Genomic DNA, 18,159 nt, shown 5'->3' on the forward strand with positions numbered 1-18,159 from the left:
AACGGAATCATCGCAATGAAGCTTCGCCTCTTCGCCGCCCTCCTGGGCCTGGCCGCTGTCCTGCCGGCGCATGCGGAAGACCCGCAGGCCACGCTGCGCAAGTTCGTGGATGGCGTTCAGACGCTCACGGCCGACTTCAGCCAGGTGCAGTCCGATGAGGGCGGCAAGGTTACCGGGACCAGTTCCGGCAAGCTGTCGCTGTCGCGGCCGGGCAAGTTCCGCTGGACCTACGAGAAGCCCTACAGCCAGCTGATGGTCTGCGACGGCAAGAAGATCTGGCTCTATGACCCGGACCTGGCGCAGGTCACGGTGCGTTCGGCGGAGCAGGCGCTCAATGGCACGCCGGCGGCGCTGCTGTCGCAAAAGGCGCTGCTGAGCGAGGCCTATACGCTGCAGGACGGCGGCAAGGACAACGGCGCCAGCATCGTGCGCCTGCTGCCCAAGTCGGCGGATGGCGACTTCAAGTCGATCGAGCTGTGGCTGGCCAATGGCGTGCCGCAGCGCATGCGCTTCCATGACCAGCTCGGCGGGCGCACCGATATCCGCTTTACGGGCATCAAGACCAACAACAAGGTCGATGCGGATCAGTTCAGGTTCACCGCGCCCAAGGGCGTGGAAGTGGTCGACGGCGGCGGATGAGCGCAGGCCGCCCGACAGCCGCAGCGCGTAGCGCGCAGCCGGTCCAGCCGCTGGCGGAGCGCATGCGCCCGCGGACGCTGGACGAGGTCTTCGGGCAGGATCACCTGCTGGGCCCCGGCGCGCCGCTGCGCGTGCTGCTGGAGGCGGGCAGCATTCCTTCGATGGTGTTCTGGGGGCCGCCGGGGGTGGGCAAGACCACGCTGGCGCGGCTGCTGGCCCGGCACAGCGATGCGCAGTTCCTGACGCTGTCGGCGGTGCTGGCGGGGGTCAAGGACATCCGCGAGGCGATGGCGGCGGCGCAGGCCGAACTGCGCGGGCTGCAGGCGCGGCGCACGCTGCTGTTCATCGACGAAATCCACCGCTTCAACAAGGGCCAGCAGGATGCGCTGCTGCCGTTCGTGGAAGACGGCACCGTGGTGCTGGTCGGCGCCACCACCGAGAATCCCTCCTTCGAGCTCAACGCGGCCCTGCTGTCGCGGCTGCGCGTGTTCGTGCTGCGCGCCCTGGACGAGGCGGCGATCCTGGGGCTGCTGCGTCACGCCTTGGCCGATGCGGAGCGCGGGCTGGGGGCGGGCGAGGGCACGCTGCCGGAAAGCTGGCTGCAGCGCATTGCCGAAGCGGCCGACGGCGATGCGCGCCGCTCGCTGATCCTGCTGGAGACGGCGGTGGAATTGTCGCGCGCCGAGGCTTCGCGCGATGACGCCCTGCTGGAACGCCTGATCGGCCGTGGCTTCCGCCGCTTCGACAAGCAGGGCGACAATTTCTACGACCAGATTTCGGCGCTGCACAAGTCGGTGCGCGGCAGCGATCCCGACGGCGCCCTGTACTGGCTGGCGCGCATGCTCGACGGCGGTGCCGACCCGGGTTATCTCATGCGCCGGGTGACGCGCATGGCGGTGGAGGACGTGGGGCTGGCCGACCTGCGCGCGCAGGGCATGTGCCTGGAGGCCTGGGACGTCTATGAGCGCCTGGGCAGCCCCGAGGGCGAGCTGGCGATCGCGCAGGCCGTGGTGTACCTGGCGGTGGCGCCCAAGAGCAACGCGGTCTACAGCGCCTACAACGCCGTGCGCGGCGTGGTCGAGCAGACCGGCTCCCTGGAGGTGCCGATGCACATCCGCAACGCGCCCACGAAGATGATGAAGGACCTCGGCTACGGCGAGGGCTACCGCTACGACCATGACGAGGCCGGCGCACATGCCACCGGCCAGCAGTTCCTGCCGGACCGGCTGCGCGGCACCCGCTTCTACGAGCCGACCCGGCGCGGGTTCGAGATCAGGATCGCCGAAAAGCTGGAGCAGCTGCGGGCGGCGAGGAAGGGAGAGGGGCGATGAATGCCTGGCTGGCAGTGCTGCTGGGCGGCGGTGTGGGCTCGGTCTGTCGCTACGGCGTGGTCCGGCTGGCGACAGCGGCAGGCGCCACCCTCTTTCCCTGGGGCACGCTGGCGGTGAACGTCGTGGGCTCGCTGCTGGCCGGGGTTGCCTATGCGCTGCTGGCCGAACGCATGAACGCGGCGCCGGAATGGCGCGCGCTGGCCATGGCCGGGTTCCTGGGGGGCTTCACCACCTTCTCGGCTTTCTCGCTGGAGACGGTGCGCCTGGCCGAAGACGGCCATGTCGCCGCTGCGCTGTCCAACATGGCACTGAACCTGGTTCTGTGCCTGGCCGCCTGTGCCCTGGGCCTGCTGCTGGTGCGCCGCTACGCCTAGAAGCCTGATCGGGCGCGTGACGCCCGGATAGGCTCTTGGGTGCGCGCCCCCTACAATACGCGCCACAAGAATCACGGATTTCACCCCATGCTCGACCCCAAGCTTCTCCGCAGCCAGACGGAGCAGGTCGCCGCGCAACTCGCGCGCCGCGGCTTTGCCTTCGATCTCGACCGCTTCAATGACCTGGAAGCGCGCCGCAAGCGCCTGCAGACCGATACCGAGGCCCTGCAGGCGGAGCGCAACGCCGGCTCCAAGCGCATCGGCCAGGCCAAGGCCAAGGGCGAGGACGTGGCGCCGATCCTGGAGAGCATGGACGCCCTGAAGCGCCAGCTCGCCGACAACGAGCAGGCCCTGGCGACGCTGCAGCTGGAGTTCGAGGACTTCGCGTTGCGCCTGCCCAACCTGCCACATGCCTCGGTGCCGGACGGCAAGGACGAGAACGAGAATGTCGAAGTGCGCCGCTGGGGCGAGCCGCGCCGCATCGACGCGCCGCGCGACCACGCCGACATCGGCGAGGCGCTGGGCCTGATGGACTTTGCCGCCGGCGCCAAGCTCACCGGCGCGCGCTTCACCGTGCTGCGTGGCGGTCTGGCGCGGCTGCATCGCGCGCTGATCCAGTTGATGCTCGACATCCACACCCGCGAGCACGGCTACGAGGAGCTGTACGTCCCCTTCATCGTCAACGCCGCTTCGCTGCGCGGCACCGGGCAGCTGCCGAAGTTCGGCGAGGATCTGTTCGCGCTCAGGGGTGAGCAGGACTGGTACCTGATCCCCACCGCCGAGGTGCCGGTCACCAACCTGTTGCGCGACGAGATCCTGGCCGCCGAAACGCTGCCGCGGCGCTGGGTTGCGCACACGCCTTGTTTCCGCTCGGAGGCCGGGTCGGCCGGCCGCGATACCAAGGGCATGATCCGACAGCATCAGTTCGAGAAGGTGGAGCTGGTACACGCGGTGGAACCCACGCAGTCCTACGAGGCGCTGGAGCAGCTCACCCGGCACGCCGAGGCGATCCTGCAAAGGCTGGAGCTGCCGTACCGTGTGATGGCGCTGTGCGCCGGCGACATGGGCGCCGGTGCCACCAAGACCTACGACATCGAGGTCTGGCTGCCGTCGCAGGACCGCTACCGCGAGATCAGTTCCTGCTCCAACTGCGAGGACTTCCAGTCGCGCCGCATGCTGGCCCGTTACCGCGGCGCCAGCGGCAAGCCGGAGTTGCTGCACACGCTCAACGGCTCGGGCCTGGCGGTAGGGCGCACGCTGGTGGCGATCATCGAGAACTACCAGCGTCCCGATGGCTCGATCGAGGTGCCGGCGGCGCTGCGCCCCTACGCGGGTGGCCTGGAAGTCCTGGTGCCTTGATCGGGCACCGGAAATAGCAGGCACAAAAAAGCCCGCAGTTGCCTGCGGGCTTTTTCTTTACCGCGGGCAGCTTACTGCTGCTGCGACGGCTGCTGCGCCTGCGGTGCCTGCTGTTGCTGCTGCTCTTCCTTCTTGTCGTCCTTGGCGTCCGACACGGACTTGGGAACGACGGCGATGCCGGTCATCTGGAAACCGCCAAGGGTGGTCGGAGCCTTGCCGGCGAAAGCGGAACCGGAGGCGGCCACCAGGGTGGCGGCGATGAGGATGTTACGGATGTTCATGTCAATACCTCGCAATGTCTGCAGGTGTTTCAGAAGCGGAAGGTGTAGCCCAGCGCGCCACCGAACTCGGTGTCGTCGATGGCCTGGTTGCCGCTGCCAACGTCCTCACCGGTCACGTTGAGGGCGCCCAGCGTCAGCACCAGCGGAATCGAGCGGAACGGCAGGGCCGAAACGCCGAGGTTCAGCGAGCTGCCGATCCAGTCGGCGATCAGCGAGAACTGCGGGTGCACGTACAGTGCCAGGCCGCCGAACACGTTGGCGCCGGTGTCGCCGGCATCATTGAAGCGGTTGTCGCCGATACCGAGGTTCACGGCCAGCGGCATGGAGCTGAGGTTGAAGAACTTGGTGCCCACGGCGTAGACGCTGGAGCGGCCGCCTTCGGCGCGGCCCCAACGGCCGATGTTCTCGACGCCCACCGCGAAGGCGGCGCCGCCCGGCAGGTTGGTGTGCAGCTTCAGCGCGAACGCGCCGTCGTCACCGAAGTCTTCGCGGAGGCTGATGACGTCCACGACCGCTTCGAGGCCGACGTACTTGTCGGCATCGCCGAGGCCGACGACCAGGGCGGCGGAGCCGTCGACGTCGTCACTGTTGCTGTCGTCGAGCGTCTGACCGCCGACGCCGATGCCGACGTCGCCCCAGGAAGCGCCGAAACCGATCGGCGAGCCCAGCGAGAGACCAGGAGCAGCGGCCGGAGCGTTGGTCGCACCGGAAGCGGCGGAGGAAGATTGAGCGAAGGCCGCGCCGCAGGACAGAGTCCCGACCACAAGAGTGCCGGCAGCGAGGACAGTTTTAACGTTGATAGAGCGTTCGGAACGCATGTTGTAATCCCCTTGAAATTGCTTAAGACCCTAAACAGAAGCGTTCCGCGAAGCGGTGCCTGAAAAAATTAAAGCATATTCCACTGTCGAATGCGAGCTTATTGAACCCCCCTGTTCCGGTCTTCCGAACAGCGGATAAGCAACTGAACCCACGATGAATACGGGTCGGCGGGCCCAGCCCGCAGAGGCCCCGCTTCGACAATGGGCCCAGTCTAAGCGGTTTGCCGTGTCGTACCTGTGAAACGCGTCATGGTTTCCGGGCTTCAGGAAGCCCGGCGCCGCAGCACCGTCAGGGCGCCGTCGGCGGCCGGCTGGTAGGCCAGACCGAAGTCCTCGAAGGCAGCCAGGCAGACCTGGGGATCCTGGTCTGCGCGCAGTTCGAAGCTGTTGATGCCGCAGCGGGCCATGCCGTGCAGCTGGTCGCGCACCACGGCGCCGCCGCTGGCGCGGATTTCGCCCCGGTAGCCGTGGCGGTCGCGCAGGATCCGGGCCTGGGAGTAGGCGCGGCCGTCGGCGAAACCCGGGAACTCCAGGTTGATCAGGGGCGGTCGGCGATCTCGGCCCAGAGATCGGCCACGTCCAGGGTATTGGGGATGCGCACGCCCGCCTCCAGGCCCGGTGCCCGCAGGGCTGCGCCGTCCTGGCGCCAGCGCGCCAGGCTGACGATGAGCTTGCCGGAGGCCGGCAGGGGAGCGTCGTCGGCCAGCAGCGGGTAGTCGTGCCCGACGATCTGGCGGTCGCGGATCAGGGCAGTCATGCGGCCACCGCCTCTTCGGCATACAGGCGGGTCTTGAAGGGGGCCATGCCGACGCGGCGATAGGTCTTCAGGAAGCTTTCGTCTTCGCTGGCGCGCTGCTCGAGGTAGACCTCGATGATGCGCTCCACGGCCTGCACGATGTGCGCGCGGTCGAAGGAGGGGCCGGTGCGATCGCCCAGGGAGGCGTCGTTCTCGGCGGAGCCGCCGAGCGTCACCTGGTACCACTCCTCGCCCTTCTTGTCGACGCCGAGGATGCCGATGTGGCCCACCGTGTGGTGGCCGCAGCCGTTCATGCAGCCGGACATCTTGATCTTCATCTCGCCGATGTCGTAGAGATCATCCATCGACTCGAAAGCGTCGCCGATATCGTCGGACACGCCGATCGAGCCGGCATTGGCCAGCGAGCAGAAATCCAGGCCGGGGCAGCAGATCAGGTCGGTCAGCAGGCCGATGTTCGGCGTGGCCAGGCCTTGGGCCTTGAGCGCCTTCCAGACGGCGTGGACGTCTTGCTGGCGCACTTCCGCCAGCACCAGGTTCTGGTCATGCGTGGAGCGGACTTCGCCGAAGCTGTAGTCGTCGGCCAGCTGGGCCACCAGCTCCATCTGCTCGGCGGTGGCGTCGCCGGGGGCGATGCCGGGGGCCTTGAGCGAGATGAACACCGCCTTGTAGCCGGGCGCACGGTGTGCCTTGACGTTGCGCCTGACGAAGGCGGCGAAGGCCGAATCGGCGGCGATGGCCGCGTCGAAGCTGCTGTCGGCCGCGGCGTCGGCGGCATAAGGATGCGCGTCGAAATGCTTGCGGATGCGCTCGAAGTCGGCCGCGGTGAGCTTCAGCTCGCCGTCGCGGATCCTGGCCCACTCGGCCTCGACCATCTCGGTGAACTTCGCCGCGCCGGTTTCCTTGACCAGGATCTTGATGCGCGCCTTGTAGATGTTGTCGCGGCGGCCCAGGCGGTTGTACACGCGCAGGATCGCCTCGCAGTACGACAGCAGGTCGGCTTCCGGCAGGAAGTCGCGGATCTTCGGCGCGATGATCGGCGTGCGGCCGAGGCCGCCGCCGGCGTACATGGTGTAGCCGATCTCGCCCTGTTCGTTGCGCACGATGAACACACCGATGTCGTGCAGGCGCGTCGCCGCACGGTCGGTTTCAGTGGCGCAGAACGCGATCTTGAACTTGCGCGGCAGCCAGTTGAATTCCGGGTGGAAGGTCGCCCACTGGCGGGTGATTTCGCAGTAGGGACGCGGGTCCACCAGCTCGTCGGCGGCGGCACCGGCCAGGTGGTCGGTGGTGATGTTGCGGATGCAGTTGCCGGAGGTCTGGATCGCGTGCATCTGCACGCTGGCGAGGTCGGCCAGGATGTCGGGCACTTCCTCCAGCTTCGGCCAGTTGTACTGGATGTTCTGGCGCGTCGTGAAGTGGCCGTAGCCCTTGTCGTACTTGCGGGCGATGTGGCCCAGCATGCGCATCTGCTGCGACGAGATCAGGCCGTAGGGGATGCTGACCCGCAGCATCGGCGCGAAGCGCTGCACGTACAGGCCGTTGCGCAGGCGCAGGCTGCGGAATTCGTCGTCGGGAAGCTGGCCGGCCAGAAAACGCTGGGTCTGGTCGCGGAACTGATCGACGCGGTCGTCGACCAGCTGCTGGTCGTATGAATCGTAGCGGTACATGCCTGCCTCGGAAAGCGCGGTAGCGAGCCCAAAATTATAACAGGCTCGCCGTTATGTCCGGGACTGGGAGGCAATGAGCTTGCGGCTCAGGATTCGGGCAGCGCCGCCGGGTCGATCAGCTGCTGGGTGCGCAGTTCGCGCGCCTCATGGTCGGCGATACCGGTCAGTTCGTCGATCAGTTCCCGCGTCAGGTGATCGGCAAAAATAGACATGAAATCATACATATACCGACGAAGGAACATGCCGCGGCGGAAGCCGACGTGGGTCACGCTGGGCTCGAACAGGTGATTGGCCGGGAGCCGCTTGAGGTCCTTGTCGATCTTTTCGTCGTAGGCCATGTTGGCGACGATGCCCACCCCCAGGTCCAGCCGTACGTAGGTCTTGATGACGTCGGCATCGACCGCGGTCAGCACCACGTCGGGCTTCAGGCCACGCGCGGCGAAGGCCTGGTCGAGCTTGGAGCGGCCGGTGAAGCCGAAGGTGTAGGTGACGATCGGGTAGCTCGCCACGTCCTTCAGGGTCAGCTTGCGGATCGCCGCCAGCGGGTGGTTCGGCTTGACCAGCACGCAGCGGTTCCACTGGTAGCAGGGCAGCATCACCAGGCTGTCGAAGTGGTGCATCGCCTCGGTGGCGATGGCGAAGTCGGCCTGGCCCTCGGCCGCCATCTTGGCGATCTGCGGCGGCGAGCCCTGGTGCAGGTGCAGGGTGACCTTGGGGTAGAGCTTGCGGAAGCGCTGGATCACCTGCGGCAGGGCGTACCGGGCCTGGGTATGGGTGGTGGCGATCGACAGGTCGCCGCGGTCGGAGTCGCGGAACTCCTCCGCCACGTTCTTGATGTTCTCGGCCTCGGACAGCAGGCGGGAGGTGTAGTCGAGGATGCGCTTGCCGGCTGGGGTGATCTCCGACAGGTGCTTGCCGTTGCGCACGAAGACGTCCACTCCCAGTTCCTCTTCCAGCAGCTTGATCTGCTTGGAAACACCGGGCTGGGAGGTGAACAGGGCCTCGGCCGCCGCGGTGACGTTGAGGCCGCGTTTGGCCACTTCGTGGATGTAGTGGAGCTGGCGGAGTTTCATCGGCGCACCCATATGCAATTGGGAAATAACACTATAGCCAATAATTCTTTCATGGGCTAAGCCCCCATGCTAGCTTGCCGCTCTTTTTGGTGGCGATAGCATGCAGGATTGGGCCTTTTCCCTGGCGGGACTCGTGGTGGGCACGGCGGTCGGCGCGACCGGCGTCGGCGGCGGCTCGCTGATGACGCCGATCCTGATCCTGTTCTATGGCATCACCCCGGCGGTGGCGGTCGGCACCGACCTGCTCTATGCCAGCATCAGCAAGGCCTTCGGCGTGCTGCTGCACGGCCGCAACGGTTCCCTGGACTGGAAGATCGTCGGCTGGCTGGCGGCCGGCAGCGTGCCGGCGGCGCTGCTGACCCTGCTGTTCCTGCACCACCATGGCGCCGACAAGGAACTGGATCAGCTGATCAAGCTGGTGCTGGCCGTTGCGGTGTTGGTCACGGCGACGGTGTCGCTGCTGCAGGACCGCTTCTGGCATGCCCTGCAGCGCAACCAGGGCGGCTTCGTCGAGTGGCTGCACGGTGCCGGCCAGCGCCCCATGACGGTGGTCTGCGGCGTGCTGATCGGCGCGCTGGTGACGATCTCCTCGGTGGGCGCCGGCGTCATCGGCATGATGATGCTGCTGATCCTGTATCCGAAGCACGCTCCGATCCGCCTGGTCGGCAGCGACCTGGCGCATGCGGTGCTGATCACCGGTATCGCCGGCCTTGGCCACGCCGGCATCGGTACGGTGAACTACAACATGCTGGTGTTCCTGCTGGTCGGCGCCCTGCCGGGCATCTGGATCGGCAGCCGCATCGGCTTCCGCCTGTCGGACAAGGCGCTGAAGAAGACCATCGCCGGCCTGCTGATCTTCATTGCGGTGACGATGCTCTGGAAGATTTTCGCTCACTGAGAGAAAAAGCCTGCCCAGTCCGCAAATGAACGCAAATGGACGCAAATATTTTTCTTGTATTCGCGTTCATTTGCGTTCATTCGCGGACTGCTTTGTGCCTGTTGCGCACGGCAATGCCGGCTAAACTACGCGCATGGAACATTTCCCGATATTCCTGCGCCTGAAAGAGGCGCGGGTGCTGGTCATCGGTGGCGGCGAAGTCGCCGCCCGCAAGATCCGCCTGCTGCGCAGGGCCGGCGCGCGGATCGAGATCGTCGCGCGCGAGCTCAACGCCGAGCTGTCCGGCATGGCCGCGGCCGGCGAGCTTGCCCACGGCGGTGCGGAATTCGATCCGGCCCAGGTCGATGGCTGCCGGCTGGTGGTCGCGGCCACGGACGACCTGCCGCTCAACGCCCGCGTCGCCGCCGCGGCCATGGCCGCCAACGTGCCGGTCAACGTCGTCGACAACCCCGAGCTGTCCACCTACATCACGCCCTCGATCGTCGAGCGCTCGCCGGTGACGGTGGCGATCGGTACCGGCGGCGCGGCCCCGGTGCTGGCGCGGCGCCTGCGCGAGCGCATCGAGACCCTGCTGCCGGTGGCCTATGGCCGTCTCGGAGAGTTCATGGGGCGCCACCGCCCGCGGGTGAAGGCGCTGCCGACGGAGGCGCGCCGCAAGCTCTGGGAGGACTTCCTCGACGGCCCCGGTCCGGAGCGCCTGTTCGTCGGCGACGAAAGCGCCGCCGCGATCGAACTGGAAAGCCTGTTGCTGGGCGAGCCGCCGCGTGGCGAGGTGTACCTGGTCGGTGCCGGCCCCGGCGACCCGGACCTGCTGACCTTCCGCGCGCTGCGCCTGATGCAGCAGGCCGACGTGGTGCTTTACGACCGCCTGGTGTCGCCGGCGATCCTGGACCTGGTGCGCCGCGATGCGGAACGCCTGTTCGTCGGCAAGCAGCGCAACCTGCATACCGTGCCGCAGGAGGAGATCAACGCCGAACTGGTGCGGCTGGCGGAGCAGGGCAAGCGGGTACTGCGCCTCAAGGGTGGCGACCCCTTCATCTTCGGGCGTGGCGGCGAGGAGATCGACCAGATCGCCGCACGCGGCATTCCCTTCCAGGTGGTGCCCGGCATCACCGCCGCCAGCGGCTGCTCGGCCTATGCCGGCATTCCGCTGACGCACCGCGACTACGCGCAATCCTGCATCTTCGTCACCGGCCATGCGCGCGCCGACGGCACGCTGAACCTGCACTGGGACCAGCTGGCGCGACGCGGCCAGACCGTGGTGATCTACATGGGCCTGGCGACGCTGCCGGAGCTGTGCCGGCAGTTCATCGCCCATGGACTGCCGCCGGACTGGCCGGCGGCGATCGTCGAGGACGGCACCTCGCGCTCGCAGCGCGTACTGGCATCGACGCTGGCAGACCTGCCGGGGCAGGTGGCGCGCTCCGACGTCAAGGGCGCCACGCTGGTGATCGTTGGCGAGGTCGTGAAGCTGCGCGAGCGCCTGAAGTGGTTCCAGGCCGGGCGCTGAACAGTCTCTAGCCTGATTTGCGGAAGCGCTGCGGCGAGATCGACTTCCAGCGCTTGAAGGCGCGGATGAAGGTGGAAGGCTCGGAATAGCCGAGCCGCTCGGCCACCTCCGAGATCGCCAGGTTGGTGCCGCGCAGCAGTTCCTCCGCCAGTGTCTGGCGGGTTTCCTCCACCAGGTTCTCGAAGCGCGTGCCGGCGGCGTCCAGGCGGCGGCGCAGCGTGCGCGCGGTTTCCTTGAACTCGGCCGCCACGGTTTCCATCGTCGGCATGCGGTGCGGGTCTCGCAGCAGGCGTTCGCGCACGCGCCCGGCGATGCCGGCCAGGGTCTGGTGGCGCTGCAGCAGGCGCTCGCACTCGGCCTCGAACATCCGGCGCATCGGCAGGTCGGCCTGCGGCAGCTTCCAGCCCAGCATGGCCTTGTTCAGCCCGACACGGTTCTCGGTCTGGCCGTAGACGATGGGGCGCCCGAACAGCGCCTCCGCGCGCCTGGCATAGGGCGGCTTCTCGCGGCGCGCATCCACCCGCGTCAGGGAAAACTTCAGCGGCAGGATGTCCTGGGCCAAGTTCATCAGCGTGGCGCCGTCGCGTTCCACCAGGAAGTCGCGCACGTCGGCCGGCAGTTCGGAATCCTCGGCCACCACGAACAGTTCGTCACCGTTGTCGACCAGGCGGATACGGCTGTAGAACGAGGTCAGCCGCAGGTAGCGCATGCCGACCTCCACCGCCTGCTGTAGCGTCCCGCTGCTGAGGATCATGAAGCCCCACACCCCGAAGGTGGTGGGGTGGTAGCGCAGGCCGGCTTCCAGTGCCAGGGGCAGGGACGTGCCGAGTCGCGCCTGCAGGTTGCGGATCACCTGCAATTCGTCACAGGCGCCGACCATGGCGCCGTGGTCCTGCAGCGTGGCGGAATCGACGCGAGTGCCGTGCAGGCATTCGGCCACGGTCATGCCGTGCCCGGCCGCCACCTCGGTGAGCACGCGGACGCTGCAGACGTTGCGCGGATAGTCCCAATGGGCTGACACCGTTGTCCCCAAATGCCAATTTCTGGCTCATTGTGCCATTAACCGCTGGAAGAATTGCCAGTAACTTGGCCCCATCGGCACCCCGCCCTTGACGGCGGCGACCGGAAGAGAGCTTAAATGCCGATATAAGGCATTGATAAGAATAAAAACCTAGGTTTGGCGGAGAGCCGGGTTGGACAATGAAATGCAAGACAAGCCCGGCCGGGACACCTCCGGCTGGCAGGCGGCCCGCCTCGGGCTGGCCGACATCCTGCGCGGCCTGGCCGACTGGCAGCTGCGCACCATCATCACCACCGCCATGGCGCCGACCATCTATGCCGTCTGCGTCGGCGGCGTGCTGGCGATCAACCTCTACCTGGCCCTGCAGGCCTTCCAGCAGTCCCAGGCCTCGGGCCTGGTGTGGCTGCTGCTGATCATGCCGATCACCTCGATCACCGGCATCGTCATCGTGCGCGTGGTGCTGGAATCGCTGCTGTCGCTGTTCCGCATCGTGGTGTACATGGAATCGCTGATGGAGCAGCTGCACACGCTGCGCGGCCAGACCGAGTCGATCGCCGACCGCGTCGAGGACCTGCCGCTGCCGCGCATCCAGTTCTGGCGCAACCGCAAGCGTGGCTCGGAAGGCAAGACCACGGAGGGGGACGGCCATGGCGGCAGCAAAGGCTAGTCGCGGCGGCGGGGTTGCCGTCCTGGCGCTGCTGATCCTGCTGTCGCCGGCCGCACGCGCCGAAAGCTGGACCGAGGGCTGGGACACGGACTGGAAGAATCGCGTCACGCTCGGTGCGCAGCTGCGCACTGAAGCGCGCGATCCGGCGCTGGTGGGCAAGGCCAATCTGGATCCGCAGCTTTGCGCGCAGGACGACTGCCTCTCCGCAAGCCCGAACAACACCGAGCCCAACGAGCGCTATCTGGCGGCGCCGGGCGCGCGGAACATGGTCTATGACGAGGGCAACCTGAACTACGACCGGGGCGACCTGATCGCCTCGCCGCTGAAATGGACCTCGACGTTCCAGCTGCGCCGCGACGACCTGATCTTCCACGTCGGCGCGCTGGGGTTCTACGACTTCACCAACGCCAGCCTGAAGGAATACCACCCGAACCAGATCGTGCAGCCGGGGCCGCAGCCCGGCCAGCCGGTGCGCAACGAGCGCGACCGGGAGGCGATCAAGGACATCGGCTACAACCTCCAGCTGCTCGATGCCTACGTGCAGGACACTTTCGACGTGTTCGGCCGGCCGCTGGACGTCAGCATCGGCCGCCAGCGCATCATCTGGGGCGAGTCGAGCTTCGTCACGCAGGGCAGCCTCAACGTCATCAATCCGCCGGACGCCAACAACCTGGTGCGGCCCGGGCAGGACTTCGAGGAGGTCTATCGGCCGGTGGGCATGCTGCTGCTGCGCATGCCGCTGAGCGACGAAATCAGCACGGAAGCCTTCTACCAGTTCGAATGGCGCCCGGTCGGCATTCCGTCGCGGGGCTCGTACTTCTCGTTCTTCAACGCGGGCAACGAGGTGACCGAGAACGAAGGCATCAGCGCGCCGTTCGGCAAGATTCCCTACGACCCCCTGCAGGTCGGCACGCCGGCGAACGATGTCTTCGACCTGGTCACGCAGACCAGCTTTACCCTGCGGCGGGCGCCGAACCGGGAACCCGACGACCTGGGCCAGTTCGGCATGGCGCTGTACTACCATCCCGAGTGGCTGGACGGGTCCGAACTGGGCTTGTACGCCGCCAACTACCACTCGCGCATCCCCGCGGCCAGTGCCTACGCCTCCGCTGCGAGTTGCACGCGGCGCGAAGGCAACCCCTCGGGCATCGATGCGGTGGACCTGACCAGCTTCGTCGCCGCCTGCGGCGTCCCCGGCACGCATCTGCGCGATGCCGCGCCGCTGGACAGCGTGCGCTACTTCGTCGACTACCCCGAAGACGTCCGCCTGTTCGGCCTCAGCTTCAGCACGCTGGCCGCCGGCGTCGCGGTTCGCGGCGAATTGGCTTACCGCCCGAACCAGCCGGTGCAGGTGGACCTGGAGGACGTGCTGTTCGCCGCCTTCCAGCCGGCCTTGCCAAGGCAGGACATCCCGCTGTTCGGCACCGACCAAACCCTGCCGGGCCTGATTGCCGCGCTGCAGGACAGCGGCAACGTCAGCGACGTGCTGTTGAACACGATCCGCAACCTGCCCGGTGCGATCGGCGCCTTGCAGGGCCTGCTGGCGGCACCGAACCTGCTCGGCACCACGGTGCCCGGTTCCCGCAGGATTCCCGACTTCGTCACCGGCTACCGCGGCGGTGCGCCCGGCGAGATCGTGCCCGGGCAGTACATCCGCGGCTATGAGCGGATGAAGGTGGCACAGGGCTCGCTGGGCCTGACCCGCATCTTCGGCAACACCGCCTTGCTGGGCACCACGGATTCGCTGCTGCTGTTCGAGCTGACCGGCATCTGGCTGCCGGACCTGCCGTCGCAGTCGCAGCTGCAGTTCGAAGGCCCCGGCACCGATACGCATGCCGGCCCCGGCGCCCACGACACCGGCAACGCCCTGTTCCTCAACCCGATCCGCAACACGGGAGGCTATGTCACCTCGTTCTCCTGGGGATACCGCGCGGGCGCGATGCTCCACTACAGCGACGTGCTCAAGGAGGGTCTCAACGTACGTCCGCTGCTGGTCTTTACCCACGACGTGTCCGGCGTATCGCCGGGGCTCGGCGAGAACTTTCTCGAAGGCCGCAAGATCGCGATCTTCGACGTGCGCCTGAACTATGGTCCCTTCGACGCCAGCGTGGCGCAGACCTTCCTGTTCGGCGGTGGCGACCGCAATACCTTGCACGACCGGGATTTCTTCACGGCGAGCATCGGCATGCGCTTCTGAGGCGATGAGGAGAATCTGTCCGTGAAGAAAATGTGGATCTTCGTTGTCGTCATCCTGCTGGCCGCCATCGCCGGCGGCATGCTGGCGGGGATGTGGGTGTTCCGCAACGTCGATGCGCGGCTGGTGCTGACGGACCAGCCGGCCACCGTGGTGCTGCCGAACGCGCTGGCGGTGAGCGCCGACGTGCTCAACGAGCTGGAGATCGAGATCAACAGCAGCATCACCACCACCGTGCCGGTCAACCAGCGCATCCTGATCCCGCTGACCGATACCCTGCACGTGCAGGCCAGCTTCGACAGCCCGGTGCCGATCAAGATGAACGTGCCGGTGCGCGACTTCATCTACATCGACCAGGTGCTGGACGTGGATGCCGTGGTCAAGGCCGACCTGCTGGGCGACACCCATGACCTGCCGCTGCGCGGCAAGGTGCCGGTCAAGGCCAAGGTGCCGGTGAGCCTCAACATCCCGGTCGACCAGATGGTGCACCTCAAGTTCACCGCGCCGGTCGACGTGAAGTTCAAGGACCCGCTGGACGTGCTGCTGAAGGCCGATATCGCCACCACGATCCCGATCCACAGCAAGATGAGCGTGCCGGTCAAGTCCGCGCTGAAGGCCAACATCACGGTTCCCGACCCGGCCGACATCATCATCACCAACGCCGACCTGCGCCTGCCCCTGCGCACGCTGAGGTTCGGGACCGGGGAAGCGCAGAAGGAAGCCGCCGCCGCTGCGGCAACGGCGCCGCCGCCATGATGCGCTCCCTGCTGCTGCTGGCCGGCGCCGCACTGCTGATCATCATCGGCGGGGCGCTGGGCTTCCGGCTGTACATGGCGCTGATCTTGCACATGACCCTGACCGACCAGCCGGGCATGATGAAGCTGCCGCCCAAGGCGCGGGTCAGTGCCGAGGCCACCAACCCGATCACTATCAAGCTCAACGGCTACATCGACGCGATCGTGCCGTTCAAGCAGACGATCGACCTGCCGCTGAAGGGCAGTTACGACACCAACGCCAGCTTCGATACCTCGGTGCCCGTCGAGTTCACCATCGTCTACAAGGGCGTGGTGCCGGTGGATACCTATGCCGACATCGAGGGCACGACGGACTTCACCTACCAGCAGGTCAAGCGCCTGCGCAACGTCAAGTTCAAGGCCAAGCTGCCGCTGAAGTTCGAGCAACCGGTGTCCTTCACCGTGCCGGTGAAGGCGAACCTGCGCATCGTCTACGACGGCCCCCTGCGCATGGCAGTGAACCAGACCGTCAGGGGCCCGGTGGACACGGTCCTGAAGACGCGCCTCAAGACGGTGAAGGAGATCACCACGCCGATCCTGGCGCGCTTCGACATGACGGTCTACCCGGAGCAGGTGCCGGTGCCGGTCATCGTCAAGCACGCCGATCTTGGCCTGCGCCTCAAGGGCCTGCGCCTGGAACGGATTCCACAGCAAGCCACCGGCGCCGCGCCGGCCCAGCCTCCACCGGGAGACCCGCCTTGAAGTCATTGAGCGACACCCGTTCCGCACGCGAGCGCGCCGGCAGCCTGCTGCGGCGTTTGCCCGGCGCTGGCCTTGCGAGCGAGGGCCTGCAGCGCATCGAGCGCGGCATCCTGCAGCAACTCAAGCAGCGCATGGACCGCCTGGAGCCCCAGGGCTCCGTGTCGGTGCTGGCGGTGGCCATGCGTTCGGTCGCGGACCGCAGCAATGGGTTCAACCCCGCGAACAGCCTGCAGGATCTGCTGGCGCGTTCTTCGGAACAGGGGCGCGACGAGGCACAGGCCGCGTTCTGCGACCAGGTGATCGCCAGCCTGCTGCCGGACCATGCGCGCATCCTGTCGGCGCTGGCCGACGGCTCTGCCTATCCGCTGATTCACGTCCTCGCCGGTTCGCGCATCGGTCTTACCGCGGAGCCGATGGTGGAATGCGTCAGCAACGTCGGCCGCAACGCCGGCGTGCAATGGCCCGAAGCCACCCACGTCTACCTGGCGCAGCTGCGCGCCCACGGCGTGATCGAGACCGGCCCGGAGGATCCGGACCGGCGGGTGCAGTACGAAATGCTGGAAACCGAGCAGGTGGTCCGCGACAGCCTGTCACGGTTGCAAAAGGCGGGCATGAAGGGCCACATCGTGCGGCGCACGGTGATGCTGTCGGCGCTGGGACGCTCGTTGTGGGAAGCGGGGCGCATCAGCGAAGACATCACGGGTTCGTTCGCCGACCTGGCGGGCTGAAGAAAGAACGAGAGCAGGGGAGAGAGACATGCAAAGCTGGGCAGAAATCGTCATCGATGTGCAGAAGAACTGGTTCCTTTACGCGTCGATGCCGTTCGTCGCCGCGATCATCGGCTACGTCACCAAGATCGTGGCGATCCGCATGATGTTCCAGCCGATCGAGTTCATCGGCATCAAGCCGCCGTTCCTGGGCTGGCAGGGCATCGTGCCGCGCAAGGCCGCCATCATGGCCAGCATCGCCTGCGATACCATGACCTCCAAGCTGATCAAACCGTCGGACATCTTCGACCGGCTGGATCCCGACCGCATCGCCGAGGAGATCGAGAAGCCCCTGCTCGAGGCGGTGGAGGACATCACCCGCGAAGTCGCCGAGCAGTACGCGCCCGGCCTGTGGGAGGCGGCGCCGGAAGCGGTGAAGCGGATGATCATCTCGCGCATCCAGGAGGAAGCGCCGGAGATCGTCAAGCAGATCATGCTCGACATCAAGGCGAACATTAATTCCGTGTTCGACCTCAAGGACATGGTGGTCAGCAACCTGCTGCGCGACAAGCCGCTGCTGAACCGCATCTTCCTGGAGGCCGGCCATGGCGAGTTCCGCTTCATCCGCAACTCCGGCCTGTTCTTCGGCTTCGCCATCGGCTGCGTGCAGGCCGTGGTCTGGGCGCTGACGCAGAACGTCTGGGTGATGCCGCTGTTCGGCGGCTTCACCGGCTGGTTCACCGACTGGCTGGCGCTGAAGATGATCTTCAACCCCAAGCAGCCGACCAAGTATCTCGGCGGCCTGTTCACCTGGCAGGGCCTGTTCCTCAAGCGCCGCCTGGAAGTGTCCGCCGAATACGGTCGCCTGATCGCGGCGGAGATCGTCACGCCGCGCAACATCATCGACGCCGTGCTGCGCGGGCCGCTGTCCGATCGCCTGTTCGGCATGGTGCAGAAGCAGGTGCAGCGCGTGGTCGACGCGCAGTCCGGCGTCGCCAAGCCCTTCGTGGTGCTGGCGGTGGGCAGCACCAAGTACCAGGACATGAAGCGCCTGGTGTCGACCGAGATCATGAAGCGCCTGCCCGACACGATGAAGCACATCGAGAAGTACGCCCACGACGCCATGGACCTGGAGCGCACCCTGGCGACCAAGATGCAGGACCTCAGCATCGAGGAGTTCGAGAACCTCCTGCACCCGGCGTTCGAGCAGGACGAGTGGATCCTGATCGCCGTCGGTGCGGTGCTCGGCTTCATGGTCGGCGAACTGCAGGTCCACGTCATGCTGCATTTCGCAGCGCATTGATCACAAGAGCAGACGCGCGGAAGGCACTGAGCCTGACGGGTCTAACCCCTCCGCCATTGCCCGG

At 66.8% G+C, this 18,159-nt stretch carries 19 protein-coding genes; 12 read left to right on the forward strand and 7 right to left on the reverse strand.

Going from position 1 to position 18,159, the window contains the following annotated elements; all coding sequences use genetic code 11:
- Nucleotides 1-15: 15 nt before the first annotated feature.
- The 4 genes from lolA to serS all read left to right on the forward strand — a co-directional run bounded on the left by lolA (nt 16) and on the right by serS (nt 3,703).
- Nucleotides 16-639, forward strand: a complete 624-nt coding sequence (lolA, locus tag D0B54_RS10820; protein WP_117291339.1) for an outer membrane lipoprotein chaperone LolA — start codon at nt 16-18, stop codon at nt 637-639.
- A gap of 62 nt (nt 640-701) precedes the next feature.
- Nucleotides 702-1,970 carry a replication-associated recombination protein A gene (locus D0B54_RS10825; RefSeq protein ID WP_240433598.1) on the forward strand — a complete coding sequence of 423 codons (1,269 nt, stop codon included), beginning with the start codon at nt 702-704 and terminating at the stop codon, nt 1,968-1,970.
- Nucleotides 1,967-2,344 carry a fluoride efflux transporter CrcB gene (gene crcB, locus D0B54_RS10830; protein WP_117291341.1) on the forward strand — a complete coding sequence of 126 codons (378 nt, stop codon included), beginning with the start codon at nt 1,967-1,969 and terminating at the stop codon, nt 2,342-2,344. The genes D0B54_RS10825 and crcB overlap by 4 nt, the downstream gene beginning before the upstream one ends.
- Before the next feature lie 87 nt (nt 2,345-2,431).
- Nucleotides 2,432-3,703 carry a serine--tRNA ligase gene (gene serS, locus D0B54_RS10835; protein WP_117291342.1) on the forward strand — a complete coding sequence of 424 codons (1,272 nt, stop codon included), beginning with the start codon at nt 2,432-2,434 and terminating at the stop codon, nt 3,701-3,703.
- A 71-nt stretch (nt 3,704-3,774) separates the two neighbouring features.
- Here serS and D0B54_RS10840 read toward each other — a convergent pair whose 3' ends face one another.
- The 6 genes from D0B54_RS10840 to cysB form a co-directional block, all read right to left on the reverse strand.
- A complete protein-coding gene (locus D0B54_RS10840) occupies nt 3,775-3,984 on the reverse strand; it encodes a hypothetical protein (RefSeq protein WP_117291343.1) in 210 nt (69 codons plus the stop codon).
- Between the two features lie 29 nt (nt 3,985-4,013).
- Nucleotides 4,014-4,748: a hypothetical protein gene (locus D0B54_RS10845; protein WP_205527327.1), complete on the reverse strand. Its 735-nt coding sequence runs from the start codon at nt 4,746-4,748 to the stop codon at nt 4,014-4,016.
- A 317-nt stretch (nt 4,749-5,065) separates the two neighbouring features.
- The gene (locus D0B54_RS24780; RefSeq protein ID WP_240433631.1) at nt 5,066-5,368 is read right to left on the reverse strand and encodes a DUF934 domain-containing protein; all 303 of its coding nucleotides are present in this window, start codon (nt 5,366-5,368) and stop codon (nt 5,066-5,068) included.
- The gene (locus tag D0B54_RS24785; RefSeq protein ID WP_240433666.1) at nt 5,341-5,559 is read right to left on the reverse strand and encodes a hypothetical protein; all 219 of its coding nucleotides are present in this window, start codon (nt 5,557-5,559) and stop codon (nt 5,341-5,343) included. Before D0B54_RS24785 ends, D0B54_RS24780 begins: the two co-directional genes overlap by 28 nt.
- Nucleotides 5,556-7,226: a nitrite/sulfite reductase gene (locus tag D0B54_RS10855; protein ID WP_117291345.1), complete on the reverse strand. Its 1,671-nt coding sequence runs from the start codon at nt 7,224-7,226 to the stop codon at nt 5,556-5,558. The genes D0B54_RS24785 and D0B54_RS10855 overlap by 4 nt, the downstream gene beginning before the upstream one ends.
- Before the next feature lie 86 nt (nt 7,227-7,312).
- Complete coding sequence (gene cysB, locus D0B54_RS10860; RefSeq protein WP_117295179.1) at nt 7,313-8,299, reverse strand: HTH-type transcriptional regulator CysB; 987 nt, start codon at nt 8,297-8,299, stop codon at nt 7,313-7,315.
- A 100-nt stretch (nt 8,300-8,399) separates the two neighbouring features.
- Between cysB and D0B54_RS10865 the strand changes: the two genes are divergently transcribed.
- The gene (locus tag D0B54_RS10865; protein WP_117291346.1) at nt 8,400-9,197 is read left to right on the forward strand and encodes a sulfite exporter TauE/SafE family protein; all 798 of its coding nucleotides are present in this window, start codon (nt 8,400-8,402) and stop codon (nt 9,195-9,197) included.
- Between the two features lie 133 nt (nt 9,198-9,330).
- Nucleotides 9,331-10,707, forward strand: a complete 1,377-nt coding sequence (cysG, locus tag D0B54_RS10870; protein WP_117291347.1) for a siroheme synthase CysG — start codon at nt 9,331-9,333, stop codon at nt 10,705-10,707.
- Between the two features lie 7 nt (nt 10,708-10,714).
- Here the strand turns inward: cysG and D0B54_RS10875 are convergent, their stop codons facing one another.
- Nucleotides 10,715-11,728, reverse strand: coding sequence for an AraC family transcriptional regulator (locus D0B54_RS10875; protein WP_117291348.1), 1,014 nt, complete (start codon nt 11,726-11,728; stop codon nt 10,715-10,717).
- A 184-nt stretch (nt 11,729-11,912) separates the two neighbouring features.
- On the opposite strand from D0B54_RS10875, the gene D0B54_RS10880 reads away from it, so the two are divergent.
- Genes D0B54_RS10880 through D0B54_RS10905 form a run of 6 tightly spaced genes read left to right on the forward strand, consistent with a single transcriptional unit; the run spans nt 11,913 to nt 18,095 of the window.
- Nucleotides 11,913-12,395 (forward strand): DUF4282 domain-containing protein, encoded by a 483-nt coding sequence (locus D0B54_RS10880; protein ID WP_162932343.1) that lies wholly within the window; start codon nt 11,913-11,915, stop codon nt 12,393-12,395.
- Nucleotides 12,376-14,592, forward strand: coding sequence for a DUF1302 domain-containing protein (locus D0B54_RS10885; RefSeq protein ID WP_117291350.1), 2,217 nt, complete (start codon nt 12,376-12,378; stop codon nt 14,590-14,592). Before D0B54_RS10880 ends, D0B54_RS10885 begins: the two co-directional genes overlap by 20 nt.
- Nucleotides 14,593-14,613: 21 nt before the next feature.
- Entirely contained in the window at nt 14,614-15,345 is a 732-nt protein-coding gene (locus tag D0B54_RS10890) for a hypothetical protein (protein WP_162932344.1), read from the forward strand.
- Nucleotides 15,342-16,085 (forward strand): hypothetical protein, encoded by a 744-nt coding sequence (locus tag D0B54_RS10895; RefSeq protein WP_117291352.1) that lies wholly within the window; start codon nt 15,342-15,344, stop codon nt 16,083-16,085. The genes D0B54_RS10890 and D0B54_RS10895 overlap by 4 nt, the downstream gene beginning before the upstream one ends.
- Complete coding sequence (locus D0B54_RS10900) at nt 16,082-16,813, forward strand: Abi-alpha family protein (protein WP_162932345.1); 732 nt, start codon at nt 16,082-16,084, stop codon at nt 16,811-16,813. Before D0B54_RS10895 ends, D0B54_RS10900 begins: the two co-directional genes overlap by 4 nt.
- A 28-nt stretch (nt 16,814-16,841) precedes the next feature.
- The gene (locus tag D0B54_RS10905) at nt 16,842-18,095 is read left to right on the forward strand and encodes a DUF445 family protein (protein WP_117291354.1); all 1,254 of its coding nucleotides are present in this window, start codon (nt 16,842-16,844) and stop codon (nt 18,093-18,095) included.
- Nucleotides 18,096-18,159: the final 64 nt, after the last annotated feature.

The organism is Solimonas sp. K1W22B-7, from assembly GCF_003428335.1.
Taxonomy (GTDB): Bacteria; Pseudomonadota; Gammaproteobacteria; order Nevskiales; family Nevskiaceae; genus Solimonas_A.

Excerpts from the sequence above, each read along its gene's own strand:
- lolA (WP_117291339.1), top strand. The coding sequence starts at position 16 with ATGAAGCTTCGCCTCTTCGCCGCCCTCCTGGGCCTGGCCGCTGTCCTG.
- D0B54_RS10825 (WP_240433598.1), top strand. The coding sequence starts at position 702 with ATGCGCCCGCGGACGCTGGACGAGGTCTTCGGGCAGGATCACCTGCTG.
- crcB (WP_117291341.1), top strand. The coding sequence starts at position 1,967 with ATGAATGCCTGGCTGGCAGTGCTGCTGGGCGGCGGTGTGGGCTCGGTC.
- serS (WP_117291342.1), top strand. The coding sequence starts at position 2,432 with ATGCTCGACCCCAAGCTTCTCCGCAGCCAGACGGAGCAGGTCGCCGCG.
- D0B54_RS10840 (WP_117291343.1), bottom strand. The coding sequence starts at position 3,984 with ATGAACATCCGTAACATCCTCATCGCCGCCACCCTGGTGGCCGCCTCC.
- D0B54_RS24785 (WP_240433666.1), bottom strand. The coding sequence starts at position 5,559 with ATGACTGCCCTGATCCGCGACCGCCAGATCGTCGGGCACGACTACCCG.
- D0B54_RS10855 (WP_117291345.1), bottom strand. The coding sequence starts at position 7,226 with ATGTACCGCTACGATTCATACGACCAGCAGCTGGTCGACGACCGCGTC.
- cysB (WP_117295179.1), bottom strand. The coding sequence starts at position 8,299 with ATGAAACTCCGCCAGCTCCACTACATCCACGAAGTGGCCAAACGCGGC.
- D0B54_RS10865 (WP_117291346.1), top strand. The coding sequence starts at position 8,400 with ATGCAGGATTGGGCCTTTTCCCTGGCGGGACTCGTGGTGGGCACGGCG.
- cysG (WP_117291347.1), top strand. The coding sequence starts at position 9,331 with ATGGAACATTTCCCGATATTCCTGCGCCTGAAAGAGGCGCGGGTGCTG.
- D0B54_RS10880 (WP_162932343.1), top strand. The coding sequence starts at position 11,913 with ATGCAAGACAAGCCCGGCCGGGACACCTCCGGCTGGCAGGCGGCCCGC.
- D0B54_RS10885 (WP_117291350.1), top strand. The coding sequence starts at position 12,376 with ATGGCGGCAGCAAAGGCTAGTCGCGGCGGCGGGGTTGCCGTCCTGGCG.
- D0B54_RS10895 (WP_117291352.1), top strand. The coding sequence starts at position 15,342 with ATGATGCGCTCCCTGCTGCTGCTGGCCGGCGCCGCACTGCTGATCATC.
- D0B54_RS10905 (WP_117291354.1), top strand. The coding sequence starts at position 16,842 with ATGCAAAGCTGGGCAGAAATCGTCATCGATGTGCAGAAGAACTGGTTC.